The organism is Anaeromyxobacter sp. SG64 (assembly GCF_022690745.1).
Classification (GTDB): domain Bacteria; phylum Myxococcota; class Myxococcia; order Myxococcales; family Anaeromyxobacteraceae; genus Anaeromyxobacter; species Anaeromyxobacter soli.
The window spans coordinates 33,225-49,997 of the sequence record NZ_JALCZB010000029.1 but is presented as its reverse complement, the minus strand read 5'-3'; the positions used below and the strand labels follow the sequence as shown (position 1 = coordinate 49,997).

The window sequence follows — 16,773 nt, the reverse complement described above, 5'->3', positions numbered from 1 at the left end:
TGGACCGACCGTCGCTATCTGGACCTGTCGATGCTGAAGTCGAAGGACGTCGCCGCCGCCAAGGCGGCGTGATTCAGCCGAGGAGCTTCACGCGGAGTTCCATTCACACAGAAGACGGGACTTGACCCGCGGCAATGGGGCTGTGGTTCTGCGCGGTTGCGTGCTCGCGGTGCGCGCCGTGGTGCGTCTCGCGACTCTACAAAGGTGAGCAGGTGGGGCGCGACCACGATGCCGGGGCGCGCGATCCTGCGGTATAGACCTTCGAGTGAATCTCAACACCGCGTTGCTCAAGGTGCAGCTTCGCGCTGAGCGGGGCGAGCCCTCCGTCCTCGTCAAGACGTTCGTGGACGTCGGGCACCTGTTCGCGCTCCTGTCCACCGGCGATCATCAGGTCCTCTACGGGAGGCGCGGTACGGGGAAGACGCACGCGCTCAAGTTCCTGGCCGAGCGGGTTCGCGTCCGCGGGCAGATCGCCGTCTACGTCGACATGCGGACCATCGGCTCGTCCGGCGGCCTGTACGGCGACACGGCGACGCCGCTCGCAGAGCGCGCAACGCGGCTCCTCATGGACACGTTCGGCGCGATCCACGACGCGCTCGTGGACATCGCGCTCAGCGACTCGGTGTACACCGATCTGCTCCCTCGCCTGGACGCGCTCGCGGACGTCGCGACCGACGTGCGCGTCACGGGCGGCTCCGTCGAACGGGAACTCGCCGAGAGCGCCACGCTCTCGGAGAAGGCGGCGACGTCCATGTCGCTCGGGTACCCGGTCGCGTTCAAGGGGGAGGACACGGCGGCGACCGAGGAGACGCGCAAGAGGGAGGTGCGCCGGGTCGAGAAGGGCCAGGAGACGCACCGCGTCCACTTCGGAGCGGCGTCGAAGCAGCTCGCGAGCCTGGTCGCAGCGCTCCCGGCCGGCCGCCTTTGGCTGATCTTGGACGAATGGAGCGTCGTTCCGCTGGACCTGCAACCGTTCCTGGCCGACTTCCTCAAGCGCTGCGTGCTCCCCGTCTCGGGGGCGACCCTGAAGATCGGCGCCATCGAGCACCGCTCCCGGTTTCGGGCGCCGAGCGCCGTGCCCGGCGACTACATCGGCCTGGAACTCGGGGCCGACACCTCCGCCAACTTGGATCTCGACGACTTCATGGTGGCGAACAGCGACCCGGACCGCGCGAAGGCGTTTTTCCGGGACCTCCTCTTCCGGCACGTCGAGGCGGTCTTCGCCGCGGAGGGGGAGACGCACCCCGCGCTCTTCAACGCGGAGACGCTCGTCGCCGCCGCGTTCACGCAGCACAACGCCTTCGACGACTGGGTGCGCGCCGCCGAGGGCGTCCCGCGCGACGCGGTGAACATCCTCTCGCAGGCGGCGCAGAAGGCGGCCGCCGAGGAGCGCCTCTCGGTGCAGCACATCCGGCACGCTGCTCTACAGTGGTACCAGCGCGACAAGTTCCCCGCCGCCACGGCGAACACGGAGGCGGCCGAGTTGCTGAACTGGATCGTGGATCAGGTGATCGGGGGGCGCCGCGCGCGCGCGTTCCTGCTCAAGCAGGGCGAGAGCCACCCGCTCATCGACATCCTGTACGACTCGCGCGTCCTCCATGTCGTCCGGCGCGGCGTGAGCGGCGGCGACGTTGCCGGGGTGCGCTTCAACGTCTACGCGCTGGACTTCGGCTGCTACGTGCACCTGTTCAACACGAAGAAGGCGCCCTCCGGCCTGTTCGCCACCGAGGACGAGGCCGGGAAGGAGGTGTACGCGGAGGTTCCGCAGGACGACTACCGCTCGATCCGACGCGCCATCCTCGACCTCAGTCGGTTCGAGAGGCACCTCCAAACCCGTGGGGCGTAGGTGCGCGCGTCTCTCGAAGACTATGCCTAAGGACCGCAGCGGCCGGCGCGCCCCACCTGCCAAGAGCTAGGCGCGACCTCCCGAGCGTTAACGCCATGCCGCAGGCCCGTATCGAGAAGCGCCTGGCCGCCTTTCGCGAGCTGCTCTCGTTCCTCGACTCCGCCTCCCTGCCCGCGCCCAGCGGCGCGTTGCACCACCTCGCTAACGACACCTTCCGCCGGCTGAGGAGCCAGATTCGCGCCGTCCTCGCCGTCGCCACGGCGGACGGGATCGACGGCGATGACGTCGCGGTGATCGCGCGCCCGTTGCTGGAAGCCGGGATCACCGTCGGGTGGGTCGGCAAGGACGAGATGAAGGTGGCCCAGTTCCGCCAGCACATGCGGGACCAGGCACTCGTGTTCATGCGGGAGTTCGTGGACGCCCTGAACGGTGGCCCGCTCACCACCTCCCCGAAATACCCTCGGTTCCCCACGTTGCGGAGGCGCGCGAAGGAGGCCGGGCACTTCTACGCGAACGCCTACGCGATGGGCTATCCGAGCATGAGCGCCGCGACGCACGGCCTCGCGGGCGAGTTGATGAGGTCCATGGAGCCAGGGCTCATCGCAACCAGTAACGCGCTGGAGCACGCGGCGGTCGGCGCCGCGCTCATCCTGATCTGGGTCGGCGCGGTGTTCGGGAGGGAGAACCTCAGGAACGTGGCCGCGCGTCTCGTTAACGAACAGTGAATCACGACTATTTATGGGTCACGACCGCATCTGCCTCGTCGTGCCAGGCGTCCGGGGAGTCGACGTCTCGGCCCAGCTCCTGGGCGATCTCGCGGACGAGCTGGAGCACTTTCGCGCGGTCATCGGTCCTCAGAGCGTTAACGTTGCGGTTCCAAGGTCCAGGTAGGCGGTCGTAGCCTTCGCCAGGGCCCAAGACCGGGATCGTCCTCCCCCCGGCCATCCACCGCGCGCCCAGCTCGAACAGTACGTAGCTCGACTCGGTGGACAACGACGTGACGAGCCCGATGAAGACCGGGGCGCCCTTGACCTCCGCGCGGATACGGTCGTGCGTCTGCGCGCCACCCTCCAGCGTGCAGCCTGCGACGCTCGTACACAGGATATCCGCCTTGTTCAGCGGCGGCTTGACAGCCATGGTCAGGAGCCGGACCAGCTTCGACGCTAGGCCCGCATCCTTCGAGCTGTGACTGATAAAGACGAGGCGGGCCGTTGGCGTAGTCGCGGCAGCGCGGGCGCACGGTTCCGATCCGGCAACCGAGTCGGTTGCAGGCGTTGCGGACGGCGCCGGACTAGCTGGCGCGGACCGGGGGACCACCGTGCTCGCGCCCTTGTTGAACTGACGCACGGTGTCCAGCGCAACCTCTATCTGTTCGGCGCGCTGGAGAGGTGGCAGGCCCCGCGGCTCGTCGTAGATCCGGATGTTCTGGGACAAGCGCTCCATCTTCTTGGCGGTGTCCCGAATCCTGCCTGAGACGGAGAGCGATCTCTTCGAGAAGGGAACCCCCGCTACCACCTTGGCGCTTTTGATCGTGCGATGGAGGTCCTCGGCGACGTCGACGGCGACGCGGTCGTCAGTGAAGCTGGCACGGAGCATATCGGTGACGCGAACTGCCCACTGCTCGACGGCCTCGATCGCGTGCTCCAAGGGCAAGCCGTTCGGGGAATCTTGAATCGTGGTCGTGAGCTGTTCGGCCTCGCTGGCGAGGCTACGCAGGCGGGCAGCGACGAGGGACCGATGGGTTTTCAGCAGCAGCGGGCTTGGCAACGTGTCGCCTCCCGAAACGCACCCACGAAACGCACCACGGAGCCCGGAAAGGAAAGAGCCCGTCACCTCAAATCCTCTGGGGTGACGGGCTCTTAGGCTGTCGGGGCGACTGGATTTGAACCAGCGACCACTTGCACCCCAAGCGACCATGGGCCGAGAGGACAGGGTGGCACCGGGTGGCAGCGCCTCGCAACCACTCGATATCCTTCATGGCCGCGCCGGGCCCGGATCCCACGGCGTGGCACCGATCGCACCCCGTGGCACGGTAAACGGTGCGCCGGCGGTGCGCGACGCTCAGTCCGTGTCGGCTCTCCTCACCGTCGCCGAGGTCGCCCGGCGCCTCTCCGTCTGCCGCGCGACCGTGTACCGGCTGTGCCGGGAGGGACGGCTCCGGCACGTCCGCGTCTCGAATGCCATCCGGGTGCCCGAGCCGTCGCTTGCGGAGTACCTGCGCCGCGGCGGGGAGTGAACCGCGGGGCTCGCTGACGAGGGGGGAGCGGAGCCGGGCCCGGGGTCTACTCGTCGTACTCCGGGAGTTCCGGGCGCCGGTGCTCGAGGTTCGTGAAGTAGATCGGCTCGGTCCCGACCTTCTGGAACTGCAAGTAGCGCAGCGCCCGCTCGAGGCGGACGTCGGGCATTTCCTGGACGCCACGGAAGTAGACGGCACCGAAGCACCCGGAGGAGTGGTGCCGGATGACGTGCTCCATGAGCTCGACCGCCATCGCGTACGTGTCCTGGGCCGGCGCGACCTCGATCGCGTCGATGTAGAGCAGCGAGCTGCCGAAGCCGGGCTCGCCGAGCGTCGGTCGGAGCTCCTCCTTGAGCATTCCAGCGTCGTCGAGCAGCACGAAGCCGAGGTGGCCGAGGTCCGCATCCACGTCGTCGGCGAAGACGAGGGGGTTCTCACCGCCGTTGACCAGGACGTCGTACCGCAGCAGTTGCCACCGCACGTGGGCGACCGCCTCGGCCGTGTCGGGACGCTCCTCTGGCCACTCGTCTTCCCCCACCAGGAACACGTGCGCATCGAAGAACTGTCGGAACTGGTCCGCCAGGTCCTCGGTCCGGAGCGGCCGTGGATGAAGCGTGGGCCAGACCATCATGTGGTGCGGATCGAACGCGACTCGACGGCGGGTCGTCTTGCGCGGGCCTTCGGAGTGGTCGACATCGCTTCGCGCTCCGCACTCGTCTCTAGGTGAAGTCCCATGTCCACGAGCCGGGATCCCAGCTTCCGTGTGCGTCGGAGCCGAGCACCGGGTCGAGGAACCCCCGGGCCGCCGCTACGACGTCGTCGAGCGTGGTCCAGGGGAGCGCATCTTCCTCGGCGATCGCCGCGTACGGCTCTTTCCAGTCCGTCGGCGGATCGGGGAGGCGCGACGGCGCAGGGTGCGTGGCGCGGAACCCGAAGGTCTGCTCCAGCGCAGCTCGGACCCGCCGCGCGTCCCGCGGACCGATCTGCCCGAGCAGCGCTAGGTCCGGCAGGTCCTTCACGCGCGTGCTCGGTGTCGCCCGTGGAAGCGTGTAGGCGTGGAGCTTCTCCGCGACGTGCGTCTCGACTGGATACACCCGCAGCTCGGGGGCGGCGATGCCGGCGAACGCCAGCAGGTCGCCGCCGGTGATCAACTCCGGCTCGCCGAGAATGGGATCGCCGAACGCGACGTCGACGCCGAAGGGCTGACCGTAGAGCATGCCGGCGAGACGGCACTCCGCCCGGAACCGCTGGCCTTCGTACTGGACGCCGGGGCCGGCGATGTCGGGGTGGCGGGCGTCCACCCTGACCTCGAAGGACATGAAGTCGCCGAGGTCGAGCCTGCCCGCCTCCTGGAGGCGCGCGAGCAAGCCATCGGGCGATCCGACCAGGCGGAGGTCGATATCGCGGGTGGTCCGCGCCCGCTCGAGGCGCAGCTCGAGAACGAGGCCGCCCTTGAGGATGGCCGCGTCGCCGAGGACGCGCACCAAGCGCGCGAGGTACCTATCGAACACGAGCAGTTGCCGCCGCCGCGCGATGCCGCCCGGCTCGGCGACGTTCCGTAGCCTCTGGTCGAGGGCCGCCTTGAACGCCGCCGGCGTCGCGTACGCGCGGGGCTTCATCCTGGCACCACACGCAGCCCGGCGGCCTGCGAGACCTCCGCGAGCCGATCCGGCGAGACGAGCCCCCGGGACGCCGCCTGCTGGAAGGCCTGGGCGAGCAGCTCCGGGGAGAGGTGTGCCATCGCACAGTCGAGGAGGGTTCGGCCCGGCTCGGTCACGGGGACGGCGCCGAACCACGCTCGTTCTTCGGCGCGAACCGTAGCGGGGTGAAGCACCACTCCACGGGGAATCTTGAGGCGTCTCCCCCGCCAGTCCGCCGGAACCGTGAGATGGAGGCGCTTCGGGAGGACGTCGGAGAGCCCGTGCAGCGAGAGCGCCGTCTCGTGCGAGAAGACCCCGGCCTGCTTCGACCAGAGCCAGACCTCGGCCAGCTCCTCGTGATCGCCGGCCGGATAGTGAACGAGCCGGTAGATCCCGCGGCGGACTCGCCTGACGCGGCCGAACTCGACGTACCGTTTGAGGAGCTGGTGGTAGTAGCCCGCCTCGGCGGCCTGTTCGGTCGTGAAGAGGCCGTCCTGACCCGAAGCTGTCGCGAACAGCTTGTCCCAGCTCGGCTTTTGGGCTGAACGCGCCACCGCGCGAATCTAAACGTTACGTTGCCTTTTCTGCAAGCGCGCGGCTGTGCGCGGGTGCCGATCCGCTGCGGGGGGGACTCGCAGTCGAGCCTCAGCCACTCCGTGTCCGTCCCGTTTGCTACGGTGAAAACGGGGGGTGTTCTGCGCCGCTTGCGAGGATGGCGGCGTGGTGCTCCCTCGCACGCATGGCGATCCGGGACGACACGACAACCGAGTCGCTCGTCGCGTCGGTCACCGACGCGCGGACGGCGCTGGTCTACCTCGTCGTCCGCGAGTCCGATCAGTACGTCGCGATCATGGATGCGCTCGAGTCGTCGATCACCGACCTCACCCCGCGCGAGGTCGGCTCCCGGGTTCGGGCGGCGACGGGCCTCGCGATCGAGGACGCGCTAGTGGAAGCTCGCCTCGACAAGCTCCGGGACTGGGGAGCGGTGTCGGCCCGGACCGACGCCTCCCGGATCCTGAGGCACGCGGACCTGCTCGCCCGGAACTGGCGCTACACGGCGACGCCCGTCGGACGCCAGGTCCAGCGGTTCTACCGGAAGGTCCTCGCCGGTACGCCGACCGTTCGCGAGATCCCGCTCTCGAGCCTCGCGCGCGTCGTCGAGACAGCCGAGGCGCTCGTCGCATCCACCCAGCTCGGCTCGGACACGGCGGGGCTCGTCGGGCAGCTCTTCGTCAACCACGACGACCTCGACTCGGCGCTCGTCGGCGCCGAGGACAACCTTGCCGCCCTCGTCGACCGGTTCGACCTGGACGAGGAGTCGACGGCCGAGCTCAAGTCGCTCCTGGTCGGGTACGCAACGCACGTGGCCGTCGAGCTGGGACGCGGCTCGGCGCGCGCGCACCGCGCGCTCGTCGCGCTGCGCGGCGGGTTCACCGAGCTCGCCGCTGCGGCGGTCCGTGCTTCGGATGCGCGTGCGCTGATCGAGCGCGGTGCGATCGGAGCGTCGCGCGGTGGCACCGTCGAGGACTGGAACGCGCTCCTCGCGTGGTTCGATCCCGACTCCGGACGCTCGGAGCGTTTCGCCCTGAGGCTCGTGCGCGCCCTGCCGGGCATGCACGTCAACCTGCGCCGGCTCCACACGTCGTCGGGAACCGCGACGAACCGCAGCCGCGCGCTCGCTCTGGCGCGTGCCTGTGCGCACCCGACGCTGGGCACGGCAGTTCTCCTCGCCGCGCTCGGCGACCACCCGTGGCGAAAGCTGTATGCCGAGTCGCCGGACGCCGATCTCCCTCGCGTGCGCTCGTGGCGCGACAGCGCGCGGGTCGACGTGCCAGAGCTCCTCCGGCTCACCGGGCGCGCCGGGGCTCGCGGGCGCGCGCCCGCCGCTCGCGACGACGCTGCCGCGCGGAGCGCGGTGGCCCAGGCACGCGCGAAACGAATGGCCGAGCACGCCGCGGCCATCGAGGAAGTGCTGATCGCGGGGGCGGGAGCGTCGCTCTCCGAGCGGGCGGCTCGGGTCGCGCTGGCGGCGCTCACCGCCGCCGCGAGGGCGAGGAGCGAGGGCGGGCGCCGGGTCGCGGTCCACGACGGGCTCGGATGCACGCTCTTCCATACCGGCGCCGGCCTGGGGTGTGTCGTCGCACCGACGTGGCGCGTCCTCACGCCGGGACGCGTTCCGGTGTTTCATCGTCCGGCCGAGACCGCCCGCGCGCCCGAGGTGGCCGTGCACCACGAAGACGACCAGCCCCGGATCGTGCTCGCGGGCGGTGCGACATGAGCGAAGCAGATCGCATCGAGGCGGCGGCGGGAGCGAACGTCGGACCTGATGACGAGCCGCGCTCGAGCGAGCACTCCCGGCGCCGGCGGTGGGCGCCGGAGGCCAGCACCGAGACGGCCGCGGTGCTTCGGCTGCTCGCCGTGCGGCCCTGGCTCGTGTCGGGACGCGACGACGAAGGGATCGCGGCCGTCCGACGGAACCTCCCGGCCGTCCGCGACGCGCTTTCGCGGCTCGGGTGGGTTCTCGTCGTCGAGCGCGACCTCGTGCGCTTGCGCAAGTCGCCGCCGGCGCGCCTCGGAGCGTGGGCGGCGGATGGTCCGACGCCGCTCCAGGCGTCCTGGTTCTTCCTGCTCGTCGCCGGTGCCGAGTCCGTCGCGCCGCGCGTCGGACTCGCGCAGCTCGTGGCCGCCGCGCGCGCCGCAGCGGCCGAAGCCGGCCTTCCAGTGACGCACGACATCGCGGAGCGTCGAGCGATCGTGCGCGCCCTGCGCATGCTCGACGAACGCGCCGTCGTCGTGCAGGTGGACGGTGAGCTCGACGGCTTCATCGAGGACGAGGACGCGCCCGTGCTGCTCGCCGTCCATCACGCGCGGCTCGCGCACGTCATCGCGAACTTCGGCCCCGGAGGTCCCGCGGAGGACCCCGCCGCGTGGCTCGAGCGAGTTGAGCGCGAGCCGGACCCCGCCCGCAGGATGCGCAGGCGGCTCGTCGACGACGCCGTCGTGCACGTCGTCGATCTTGACCCCGCCGAGTCGGACTGGCTGTCACGGCGCGTGCGCGGCGACGACGGCGCGCCGCTCGCGATGGCATTCGGCCTCAGGGTGGAACGGCGGGCCGAGGGCGCGGCGTTCGTGGTTCCCGAGGAGGCATTCCGGTACCTCCACGAGCTCGGGCCCGTGGCGTTCCCCGCCCCCGGAACCGTGCCTCACGCGGCCCTCCTGCTCTCCCAGGTCGCCTCGCTGAAGGGGGCGCTCGGCTCGACGACGGAAGGGCCGGGACCGGGCTGGAGAGGGCTCCGCGAGGACGACGTCGTCGAGGAGCTCCGGCGGCTCGCGGGGTCGCGCGCCGACGGTCGCGGTGGCTGGCGGCGCGAGCTGGCGGACGCTCCGCGGCGGCTCGCGGAAGCGGTGCAGGGTCTCCTCTCGGCCCTCGACCTCGTCCGCCTGAGCGCGAACGGCGGAGCCGGCACGTGGTGGTGGTTCTCGCCGGCGACCGCGCGGTGGTCCGCGCCACCGGACCCGAAGGCGCGCAAGCGCGCGGAGGCGCTCGCGTTCGACTTTGATACCGATGGGAGCTCGGAATGAACGCTGCGCCGCAGATGCCGGACGTTACCGCGTCGAAGCGGCAGGCGGGCGCGCCGGACAGGTTCGGACGCCGATGGCGTCTCGTCGGCGCTGGCCTGAGCAACGTCTGGCGGTTCGGAGATCTCGAGCTGCCCGCCGCGAGCGGGCGGCTCCTGCTCCGCGGTCCGAACGGCACCGGGAAGACGACCGCGCTCGAGGCGCTCTGGCCGTACCTGCTCGACCTGAACGCGACGCGGCTCGCGGCAGGCAAGGCGCGGCCGACGAGCCTCTCGTCGCTCATGCGAGAGGGGGCGGCCGGCAAGCGCCGCTTCGGGTACGCATGGCTGACGCTCTGCGGTCCCGGGGACGAGGGGGTCTGGTCGTACGGCGTGAGGCTCCAGTTCTCCGAAGGCGGATCGCCGCCCGTCCGCGTCGTCCCGTTCGCGGTCCCGGGCCGCCCGCTTCACGACCTCGCTCTCTACGTCGAGGGGAGGACGCCGCTCACGGCGGACCAGTTCGAGCACGAGGTCATCCGCTGCCGCGGGCAGGTCTTCGCGGACGAGGACGCGTACGTGGCGCACCTCGCCGCCCGGCTGTTCGCCGCGGCAGACACCGAGCCCGTGATCACCCTCGCGACACGGCTACGGCAGGTACGCAACCCGACGTTGCTCGGGGAGGTGTCACCGCAGGCCGCGGCGGACGCCCTCCGCGAGTCGCTGCCCGGCGTGGCGGACGAAGTCGTCGCCGCGACCGCCGAAGCGCTGGCCGAGTCGGAGTCGACACGGCAGGCGTTCGCGAAGGACCGGGAGGCGTCGGAGCTGCTCGGCGAGTTCTGTGCGGCGTGGTGCGCGCACGCGGCGGAGGTCGTCACGGGCGCGCACTCCGCGGCGCTCGAGGCCGCGAAGAAGGTGCGCGCGTGTCAGGGGCAGCTCAAGACGCGCGGCACCGAACAGGAGAAGGCGCACGCCGAGCTCGAGACGGCCGCGTCGGCCGTCCGGCGCCTCGAAGGTGCCGTGGCGGACGCAGAGGCTGAGGTCCGAGCGCTCGAGGCCCACCAGGCGTACCAGGATGCGGGGCGGCTCGCCGACCTCAGGACCACGCTCGACGTCCGCGCTCGGGCGAGCGACGCCGCGGCGAGAGCGATGCAGGGAGCGGCGCGGGCCGCCGTGTCGCGAGGCGAGTCGCTCCGCCGCGAGCTCGACAACCTCATCGAGGACGTGAACGAGTGCGTCGCCGACGCGGTCGAGGGGGGGAGCACGCGCCGGCCGCCGATTCTGTCCTGGACCGACGCTCCGCGGCCGGTGCTTCGCGCGGGTGCGGTGACGGCGGACGCGGGTCCCGAGCTCGTGATCCACGGTACTCCGGATCTCCTGAGAACCACAGCCGCCTCCTGGAACGAGACCGCCGACGCCCGCGCGCGAGAGTCGGACGCGGCGGCGCTCGCGCTCGCCGACCGCAGGACGGCGCAAGTGGCCGAGGCGGCGGCCGTGGAAGCGGAGCGCGCCGCGCATGAGGCGGCGGCGACCGCGGACGCGGCCGTCGCAAGGGCGGAACGCGCCGACGCAGCGGCGCGCGAGGAGAGCGCGGCGCTCCTGACCGCGGTCGCGGCGTGGACGCAGGCGAACTCGCGCCTCGCGATGCCGGATGGCATCGCTGGCGGCGGGGAGCGGCCGGAGGAGGCGCAGGACGAGGGATGGTCGCCGTCGGACGTCGACGAGCTCGCGACCGCGGAGCCGGGACAGGTGCTCGCGACCTGCGAAGGATGGCAGAGGGAGGCGCAGCAACGCGCCGAGGCAATGGCTGCCGAGCTCCGCAGCCGTTCGCAGGCGGAGGCCGGCGCGGCGCGCGACCTTCGCCGCGACGCGGCGGCGCTCCGCGCCGAGGCGCGCGAGCTTCGGCAGGGTCGGCTGCTGCCGCTTCCGAGGCCGGAGTGGGCGGGCGCCGGTGATGACGAGGTCGCCCTCGGCTCGGCGCTCGAGTGGCAGCCCACGTTCGGCGACGAGCGGGAGCGAGCGCTCCTCGAGGAGGTCTTCGCTTCCGCGGGGCTCCTCGGCGCGACGCTGAGTCCCGGCGGCGCCTCCTCGCCGGCGTGGCGGGTCGACGCCCTTGGGCGCGAGGTCGCCCCGAGCCTCGCGGACGTCGTCGCCGTGGATCCGGAGCACCCCCTCTCCGGCGCTGCGGCCGCCGTCCTCGCGCGCATCGCGCTCGCGCCCACTGCCGACGTGCCCTCGTGCGACGACGCGGGCTTGACCGTCGGAAGGGACGGCACCTTCCGCGCGGGTGTCCTCCATGGGCGTGTTCCAGGGGCGGCCGATCCGGCGAAGCTGGCTTCATCCAGACATGTCGGCGCGCGCGGGCGGAGGGCGGCCGCGCTCCGGAAGGCGGAGGAGCTTGACGCGCAGGCGGTCGAGATCGAGCGACACGCCGCCGAGCGGGAGGGGCGCTCGGCTCAGCTCCGAGCGGAGGCGGACGGGATCTCAATCGCCTCCCGGAGGTTTCCGCCGACCGCCCAGCTCCGCGCTGCCGAGTCGAGGCGGGCGGCGCTCGTGAGCGCCGCGCGCGAGGCGCAGGACCACGCGAGCGAGGCTCGGACCCGCGGCGACGAAGCCCATGCGAATGCGCGCCAAGAGCTCGCGGCGTGGGTCGAGCGGACTCGCGCCGTCGGGCTCCCGGCCGAGCTGCCCCGCCTCGAGCGGATGCGCGATGGAGGAGCCGCGTCGGCAAGTCGCCTGCGACTCGGCGCGACGCGCCTCGCGAAGCTGGCGGACCGGCTCGCCGGCGTCATCGTTCGGCGGCCCGTCGGGGAGGTGGAGGACCTCCAGCGATTCGAGGCCGTCGCGTGCGAGGCGTTTAGAGAGGCCGCAGACACGAGAAAGGCCGTCGAGGTTCTCGAGCAGACCGCGGGCGCCGCGATCGCGGACGTTCTCGCGCGGCACGAGGCCGCGCAGAAGCGGCTCGCACCGCTGCGGCTCGAGCTCGACCCGGCGCGCAAGACTCAGCTCGAGGCCGTGCAGCGAGAGACCGCGGCGTGGCACGCGCTCGACGAAGCGGGGCGCAAGCTGCGCGACGCGGAGCCCGGGGCGGCGGAGGCGCTCGGCGCCCTGCGTGCGCTGCTCGAGGTTCCCGGCGTCGCGGACGCGGTCCTCGATGGCGAGCCGCCCGGGAACGACGAGTCGCTTCTCCGACAGGTGGAGTCCAAGCTTCGGGACCGCCGGACGATCACGAAGAAGACGCTCCGCGAGCGCGCCGACACGGTTCGAGCTGGGCTCGCGGGGACGTGGTCGCTCGATCCGGGCGAGGACCACGGCGAGCTGCTCACGTGGGTCCTCACGCATCGCGACGAATCGTACACTCCGACGCAGGCGGCCGTGCACGCCGCGACCCTGCGCCGCCGCGCCGAGCAGGCCCTCCAGGCGTCGGAGGAGAGGGCGCTCCGGGAGTTCGTCCTTGGTCGCCTTCCGGGAGCGATCGGCACGGCCTGGACACGGCTCCACGACTGGGTGTCCGAGGTGAACCGGAAGATGCGCTCCGCGTCGGCGTCGTCGGGCGTCGGCGTGCAGGTTCGGGTGCCGCGGCGCGGCGGCGACGATCTCTCGGCCGCGTCGAAAACCGTGCTCGAGCTCGCCTGTGAGGTGTCCGACGCGGAGCGCACGCCCGACCAGCAGCGGTGCCTCGGGGAGGCGCTGCAGGCGCTCCTCGCGGCGGCGCCGGGCGAGTCGATGCAGCAGCGCGTCGCCTCGGCCGTGGACGTCCGGGAGTGGGTGGACCTCGAGTACGAGATCACCCGGCCCGGCGGCAAGTCGCAGCGCTGGAACTCGAAGACCGGTCTGTCCGGAGGTGAGCGCCGCCTCGTCGTGCTCGCCCCCATGCTGGCGGCCATCGCGGCGGCGTACGATCGGTTCGGACCGCAGGCGCTGCGCATCGTCCCGCTCGACGAGGTTCCGGCGGAAGTCGACGAGCGCGGACGCGAAGGCCTGGCGCGGTACATCGCCGCGCTCGACCTCGATCTCGTCTGTACGAGCTACCTGTGGGACGGGTGTCCCGGGGCGTGGGACGGGATCGATGCGCACGACCTGGAAGCGGGACCGGACGGCACGGTCGTCGCCTTCCCGATGCTCGTGCGCGGACTCGCCGCGATCCCGGACCCGGGACAGACGTCCGCGCCGGAGCGGCGGTCATGAAGGGCTGCGAGCTGTGCGGCGGCGCGTGCGTCGGTGCCGACCTCGGGCCGCTGCTGGACCCGCGCCTCGCGTGGCTCTGGGAGCAGGTCGCGGCGGCGGCGGATCGCCGTGGCGACCCGGCGCTCGCGTCTGGGATCCTGGACGTCCGCGCGCCGACTGAGCCGGACCCGCGCGCCGCCGCCGGCGGCCTCCTTGGAGGACGCGGGCTCAAGGCCGGTCAGTCGCGGCGAGTGGACCTGTCGGATCTCGCTGACAGGCTGCGCGTGCGCGGCCCGCTCCTCACCCCCGGTGCCGTCGCCGCGCACGCGATGGGGCGCGCGCTCGCCACGCGGGCGAGGGCGGAAGCGGACCGGACCGACGGCGAGCGACGCCTCCACGAGGCGTTCGTGGAGACGCTGTCGGCGAAGTCGCCGCGCGTCGCGGGTGGCCTTGACCGCGAGGTCGTCTGGGCGGCGCTGCGGCGCAACGGCTGGGTCGCGCGGCTCCTCTCCGCGGGAGACGCGTCCTCGCTGCTCCAGCGCGTGAACGGCGTGTTGGCGGCCCTCCCTCCGGACACGGCTTGCGTCGATCGCCGCAGGCTCGCGTCCGACGTGACCGGAGATCCTCACGGGCTCGACGGTGGGACCCCGTTGGCTGGCCTGACGCTTGCGATCCTGGCGGCGAACGGAACCATACGGCCACGGCAGCGCCCGCGCTCGGCGTGGGCCGAGGTCGGCGTCGAGTGCGACGACGTAACGGGTGGTCTTGTCGCCGTTGGGATGATCCCGGTGGGCTGGAACGTACCCGCTGGTGCGGCGATCACACTCTCGCCGCGTGTTCTGAGTCGATGCGAGTGGCCGCGAGCGGGGGAGGGCGAGCGATGGGTCTTCGTTACCGAGAACCCGTCCGTCTCTGCGGCGGCTGCGGATCTGGCGGACGACTGTGACGTCCGGCTTCTCTGTACGGACGGTACTCCGTCGCGACGTGAGATCGATGCCATCGCTCGACTCGCGGCTGCCGGGTGGCGCGTCGCCGTGCGAGCGGACTTCGACGAGGCAGGCCTCGGACACGTCGCGGCGGTGCTCGCGGCGATTCCCGCGGCGACGCCATGGAGGATGGCGGCCGGGGACTATCTCTCAAGCGTTCCGGCGGACGTCGCCGCTGGTACCAGGCTCGATGTTGATCGCTTGCCCGAGGCGCCGTGGGACGCACGCCTCACCGAGACGATGCGCGCGACAGGCGCGGCAGCGTACGAGGAGGCGCTCCTTCCATTATTGATGCAAGACCTCCGCGTCGGAGCGCCACCGGCGATGGACGGCGCCGAAGCTCCGGCGATAACGGCGGCGCCGACTCCGTAGTCAAGGCGTCAGCTGTAGCCGACACGTGGACGGCGCCTCGGGTTCCGACGACGCCGCGCGATATTGCGATGGACGCCTTCTGCTGCTTACGAAGTTCATTGCCGCTGCGGATACCTGCGACTTTGAGGCGGATCGCTGGGCGGAAGTGTTGGGTGAGCCAAGCCGCGTCGCGACGCGACGAACACGAGGAATGCGCCGATCAGAATCACACCGGCGCCCGATGACCGGATGCTGTTCAGGCTCATTCGTGAGGATGCGACCCGGTACGACCAAGCCGCGACTGCATTTCTCGGCTGCCCCATCAGCCGGAGCCCGGTCAGCTGGATCCAGGGGGCGAACCAAGCGATGCAGACGCCGGCGGCGATCAGGATCGCACCACTCGTCAGGACCGCGAACGAAATGCCTGCCCCCCATGCTCCCTCCGACGGGCGTCTCATCACGCCGCGCACGGCTGGTTCAGAAAAGCGCGCTTCCTGGTGAGCGTCAACACGACGTCGCACGGGGCGAGCGCTGCGCAAGAAGTTCAGCCCGAAACGCGAGGCGATACGGGAGCGTGTCGTCGTAGGCTTGGGCGTCGGTTCCGAGCGCGTCCGCTACTGCCTGTCGTCGTATCGCTGCCATCCCGCGGGGAGCTGCGACGCCCGCGCGATGAACAGGGGGATTCGCTCCTTGCGGCACACCGCCTTGATGTCGTCGATGAGCTTCTTCTCCTGCTCGGAGTAGGCGTCCGGGTGCGTCGTCACGATCCAGACGCCGTTCGCCTGGACGCTCGTGTCCTGCTTTCGGGTGAAAGCGAGAAGCTCGGACGGCGATTGAAGCACCGGCTGGGCGGGCTCCGGCTTGAGGTACTCAGCGTAATCGACGACCAGACCCCACTTTCTGCCGCCCAGGTCGGCGACGCGCCGGGGCAGCATGTGAACCGAGATGCCCCGGGCGCGCTCGGGAGCGTCAGCCCAGGCTGGGGACGTTGCCGCTGCGATGAGGAACAGGAGGGCGGTTGTCAGCGCGCGCATCTTTCGAAGATACACGAACGAAGCCCACACGATTCGTGAAACGGGAGCCGAGCGCCGAGGACGCGCCGCGGAAAAACGCACCACGAAGCGCACAGGACGCCCGAAAAAAACAGAGCCCGCCACCGGAAACCGACCGGTGACGGGCTCTTGGAAGTCGGGGCGACTGGATTTGAACCAGCGACCACTTGCACCCCAAGCAAGTGCGCTACCAGGCTGCGCTACGCCCCGGGAACTGCGGGGAGCGGATACGTAGCACCGCGACCCGAGGCGGTCAACGGGGGAACGGTGCCGTTCGGCGGGCCGGCCGCTCCGCCCCGGAGCCCGGACGACGAGGCGGGGCGCCGGGGCGGCCGGGGAGTCCGCGTCCGCGGGGAATCAGGCCTTCCGAGCACCCGCGCCGAGCGCTGCGCGGCCGTTGGCGGGGGCCCGACCGCCGGCTGCGCGGCTCAGGGGCGCGCCTTCCCGTACTGCACGCCGTCCGTGGTGAGGAGCGCCGGGCCCTCGGCGAGCACGCGCGCGTCCACGACGCGGCCGATGCAGAGCAGGTGATCGCCCACCTCCAGCGTCCGCACCAGCTCGCAGTCGAGCCAGGCGAGCGCGTCGTCGAAGAGCGCCGCTCCGGTGACGCCCTCGTGCGTGCGCACCGCGTCGAGCTTGTCCTCGCCCGTGAAGCTCTGCCGCGCGAAGTGGCCGGCCATGCGCCGCTGGTCGGCCTTGAGGATGTTGAGCGCGAAGTTCTTCGTCGAAACGAGGAAGTCGATCGAGTAGTGCTGCCGGTCCAACGCGATGAGGACGTGCGGCGGGTCGAACGACACGGGGCACGCCCACGACACGCTGAGCGCGTTCTCCGCGCCTCCGCGGCCGACGGTGACGACGCTCACCGGCAACGGGAAGCGCTTCAGGACCTCCTCGAAAGGCATCGTCTCGGCGCGCGTGGGCATGGGGGTCTCTCCGGCGCG

The 16,773-nt window shown here is 71.4% G+C and carries 13 protein-coding genes and 1 tRNA gene; 7 read left to right on the top strand and 7 right to left on the bottom strand.

The window, feature by feature from the left end; translation table 11 throughout:
* Positions 1 to 265 precede the first annotated feature (265 nt).
* Positions 266 to 1,846 carry a hypothetical protein gene (locus MNZ29_RS11185; protein WP_242337944.1) on the top strand — a complete coding sequence of 527 codons (1,581 nt, stop codon included), beginning with the start codon at positions 266 to 268 and terminating at the stop codon, positions 1,844 to 1,846.
* Positions 1,847 to 1,941: 95 nt separating this feature from the next.
* Positions 1,942 to 2,571 carry an ABATE domain-containing protein gene (locus MNZ29_RS11180; protein WP_242337946.1) on the top strand — a complete coding sequence of 210 codons (630 nt, stop codon included), beginning with the start codon at positions 1,942 to 1,944 and terminating at the stop codon, positions 2,569 to 2,571.
* Positions 2,572 to 2,578: 7 nt separating this feature from the next.
* Here MNZ29_RS11180 and MNZ29_RS11175 read toward each other — a convergent pair whose 3' ends face one another.
* Positions 2,579 to 3,679 carry a toll/interleukin-1 receptor domain-containing protein gene (locus MNZ29_RS11175; RefSeq protein ID WP_242337948.1) on the bottom strand — a complete coding sequence of 367 codons (1,101 nt, stop codon included), beginning with the start codon at positions 3,677 to 3,679 and terminating at the stop codon, positions 2,579 to 2,581.
* Between the two features lie 235 nt (positions 3,680 to 3,914).
* On the opposite strand from MNZ29_RS11175, the gene MNZ29_RS24935 reads away from it, so the two are divergent.
* On the top strand, positions 3,915 to 4,082 hold the full coding sequence (locus MNZ29_RS24935) for a helix-turn-helix domain-containing protein (protein WP_200860884.1): 168 nt from the start codon (positions 3,915 to 3,917) through the stop codon (positions 4,080 to 4,082).
* A gap of 46 nt (positions 4,083 to 4,128) precedes the next feature.
* Here MNZ29_RS24935 and MNZ29_RS11165 read toward each other — a convergent pair whose 3' ends face one another.
* The 3 genes from MNZ29_RS11165 to MNZ29_RS11155 all read right to left on the bottom strand — a co-directional run bounded on the left by MNZ29_RS11165 (position 4,129) and on the right by MNZ29_RS11155 (position 6,276).
* Positions 4,129 to 4,713, bottom strand: a complete 585-nt coding sequence (locus MNZ29_RS11165; protein WP_242337950.1) for a hypothetical protein — start codon at positions 4,711 to 4,713, stop codon at positions 4,129 to 4,131.
* 88 nt (positions 4,714 to 4,801) lie between these two features.
* Complete coding sequence (locus MNZ29_RS11160) at positions 4,802 to 5,701, bottom strand: nucleotidyl transferase AbiEii/AbiGii toxin family protein (protein WP_242337952.1); 900 nt, start codon at positions 5,699 to 5,701, stop codon at positions 4,802 to 4,804.
* Positions 5,698 to 6,276, bottom strand: a complete 579-nt coding sequence (locus MNZ29_RS11155; RefSeq protein ID WP_242355220.1) for a type IV toxin-antitoxin system AbiEi family antitoxin domain-containing protein — start codon at positions 6,274 to 6,276, stop codon at positions 5,698 to 5,700. Before MNZ29_RS11155 ends, MNZ29_RS11160 begins: the two co-directional genes overlap by 4 nt.
* 185 nt (positions 6,277 to 6,461) lie before the next feature.
* On the opposite strand from MNZ29_RS11155, the gene MNZ29_RS11150 reads away from it, so the two are divergent.
* The 4 genes from MNZ29_RS11150 to MNZ29_RS11135 are packed head-to-tail and all read left to right on the top strand — an operon-like array spanning position 6,462 to position 14,801.
* Positions 6,462 to 8,000 (top strand): DUF2397 family protein, encoded by a 1,539-nt coding sequence (locus MNZ29_RS11150; protein WP_242337956.1) that lies wholly within the window; start codon positions 6,462 to 6,464, stop codon positions 7,998 to 8,000.
* Positions 7,997 to 9,304: a DUF2398 family protein gene (locus MNZ29_RS11145; protein ID WP_242337958.1), complete on the top strand. Its 1,308-nt coding sequence runs from the start codon at positions 7,997 to 7,999 to the stop codon at positions 9,302 to 9,304. The genes MNZ29_RS11150 and MNZ29_RS11145 overlap by 4 nt, the downstream gene beginning before the upstream one ends.
* Positions 9,305 to 9,318: 14 nt before the next feature.
* Positions 9,319 to 13,464, top strand: a complete 4,146-nt coding sequence (locus MNZ29_RS11140) for an SbcC/MukB-like Walker B domain-containing protein (protein WP_242337960.1) — start codon at positions 9,319 to 9,321, stop codon at positions 13,462 to 13,464.
* Positions 13,461 to 14,801, top strand: coding sequence for a DUF2399 domain-containing protein (locus MNZ29_RS11135; protein ID WP_242337963.1), 1,341 nt, complete (start codon positions 13,461 to 13,463; stop codon positions 14,799 to 14,801). Before MNZ29_RS11140 ends, MNZ29_RS11135 begins: the two co-directional genes overlap by 4 nt.
* Before the next feature lie 593 nt (positions 14,802 to 15,394).
* Here the strand turns inward: MNZ29_RS11135 and MNZ29_RS11130 are convergent.
* The 3 genes from MNZ29_RS11130 to MNZ29_RS11120 all read right to left on the bottom strand — a co-directional run bounded on the left by MNZ29_RS11130 (position 15,395) and on the right by MNZ29_RS11120 (position 16,755).
* On the bottom strand, positions 15,395 to 15,814 hold the full coding sequence (locus MNZ29_RS11130; RefSeq protein ID WP_242337965.1) for a hypothetical protein: 420 nt from the start codon (positions 15,812 to 15,814) through the stop codon (positions 15,395 to 15,397).
* A 154-nt stretch (positions 15,815 to 15,968) separates the two neighbouring features.
* Positions 15,969 to 16,042 (bottom strand) — tRNA-Pro (locus MNZ29_RS11125).
* A gap of 218 nt (positions 16,043 to 16,260) precedes the next feature.
* Positions 16,261 to 16,755: a flavin reductase family protein gene (locus MNZ29_RS11120; RefSeq protein WP_242337967.1), complete on the bottom strand. Its 495-nt coding sequence runs from the start codon at positions 16,753 to 16,755 to the stop codon at positions 16,261 to 16,263.
* Positions 16,756 to 16,773: the final 18 nt, after the last annotated feature.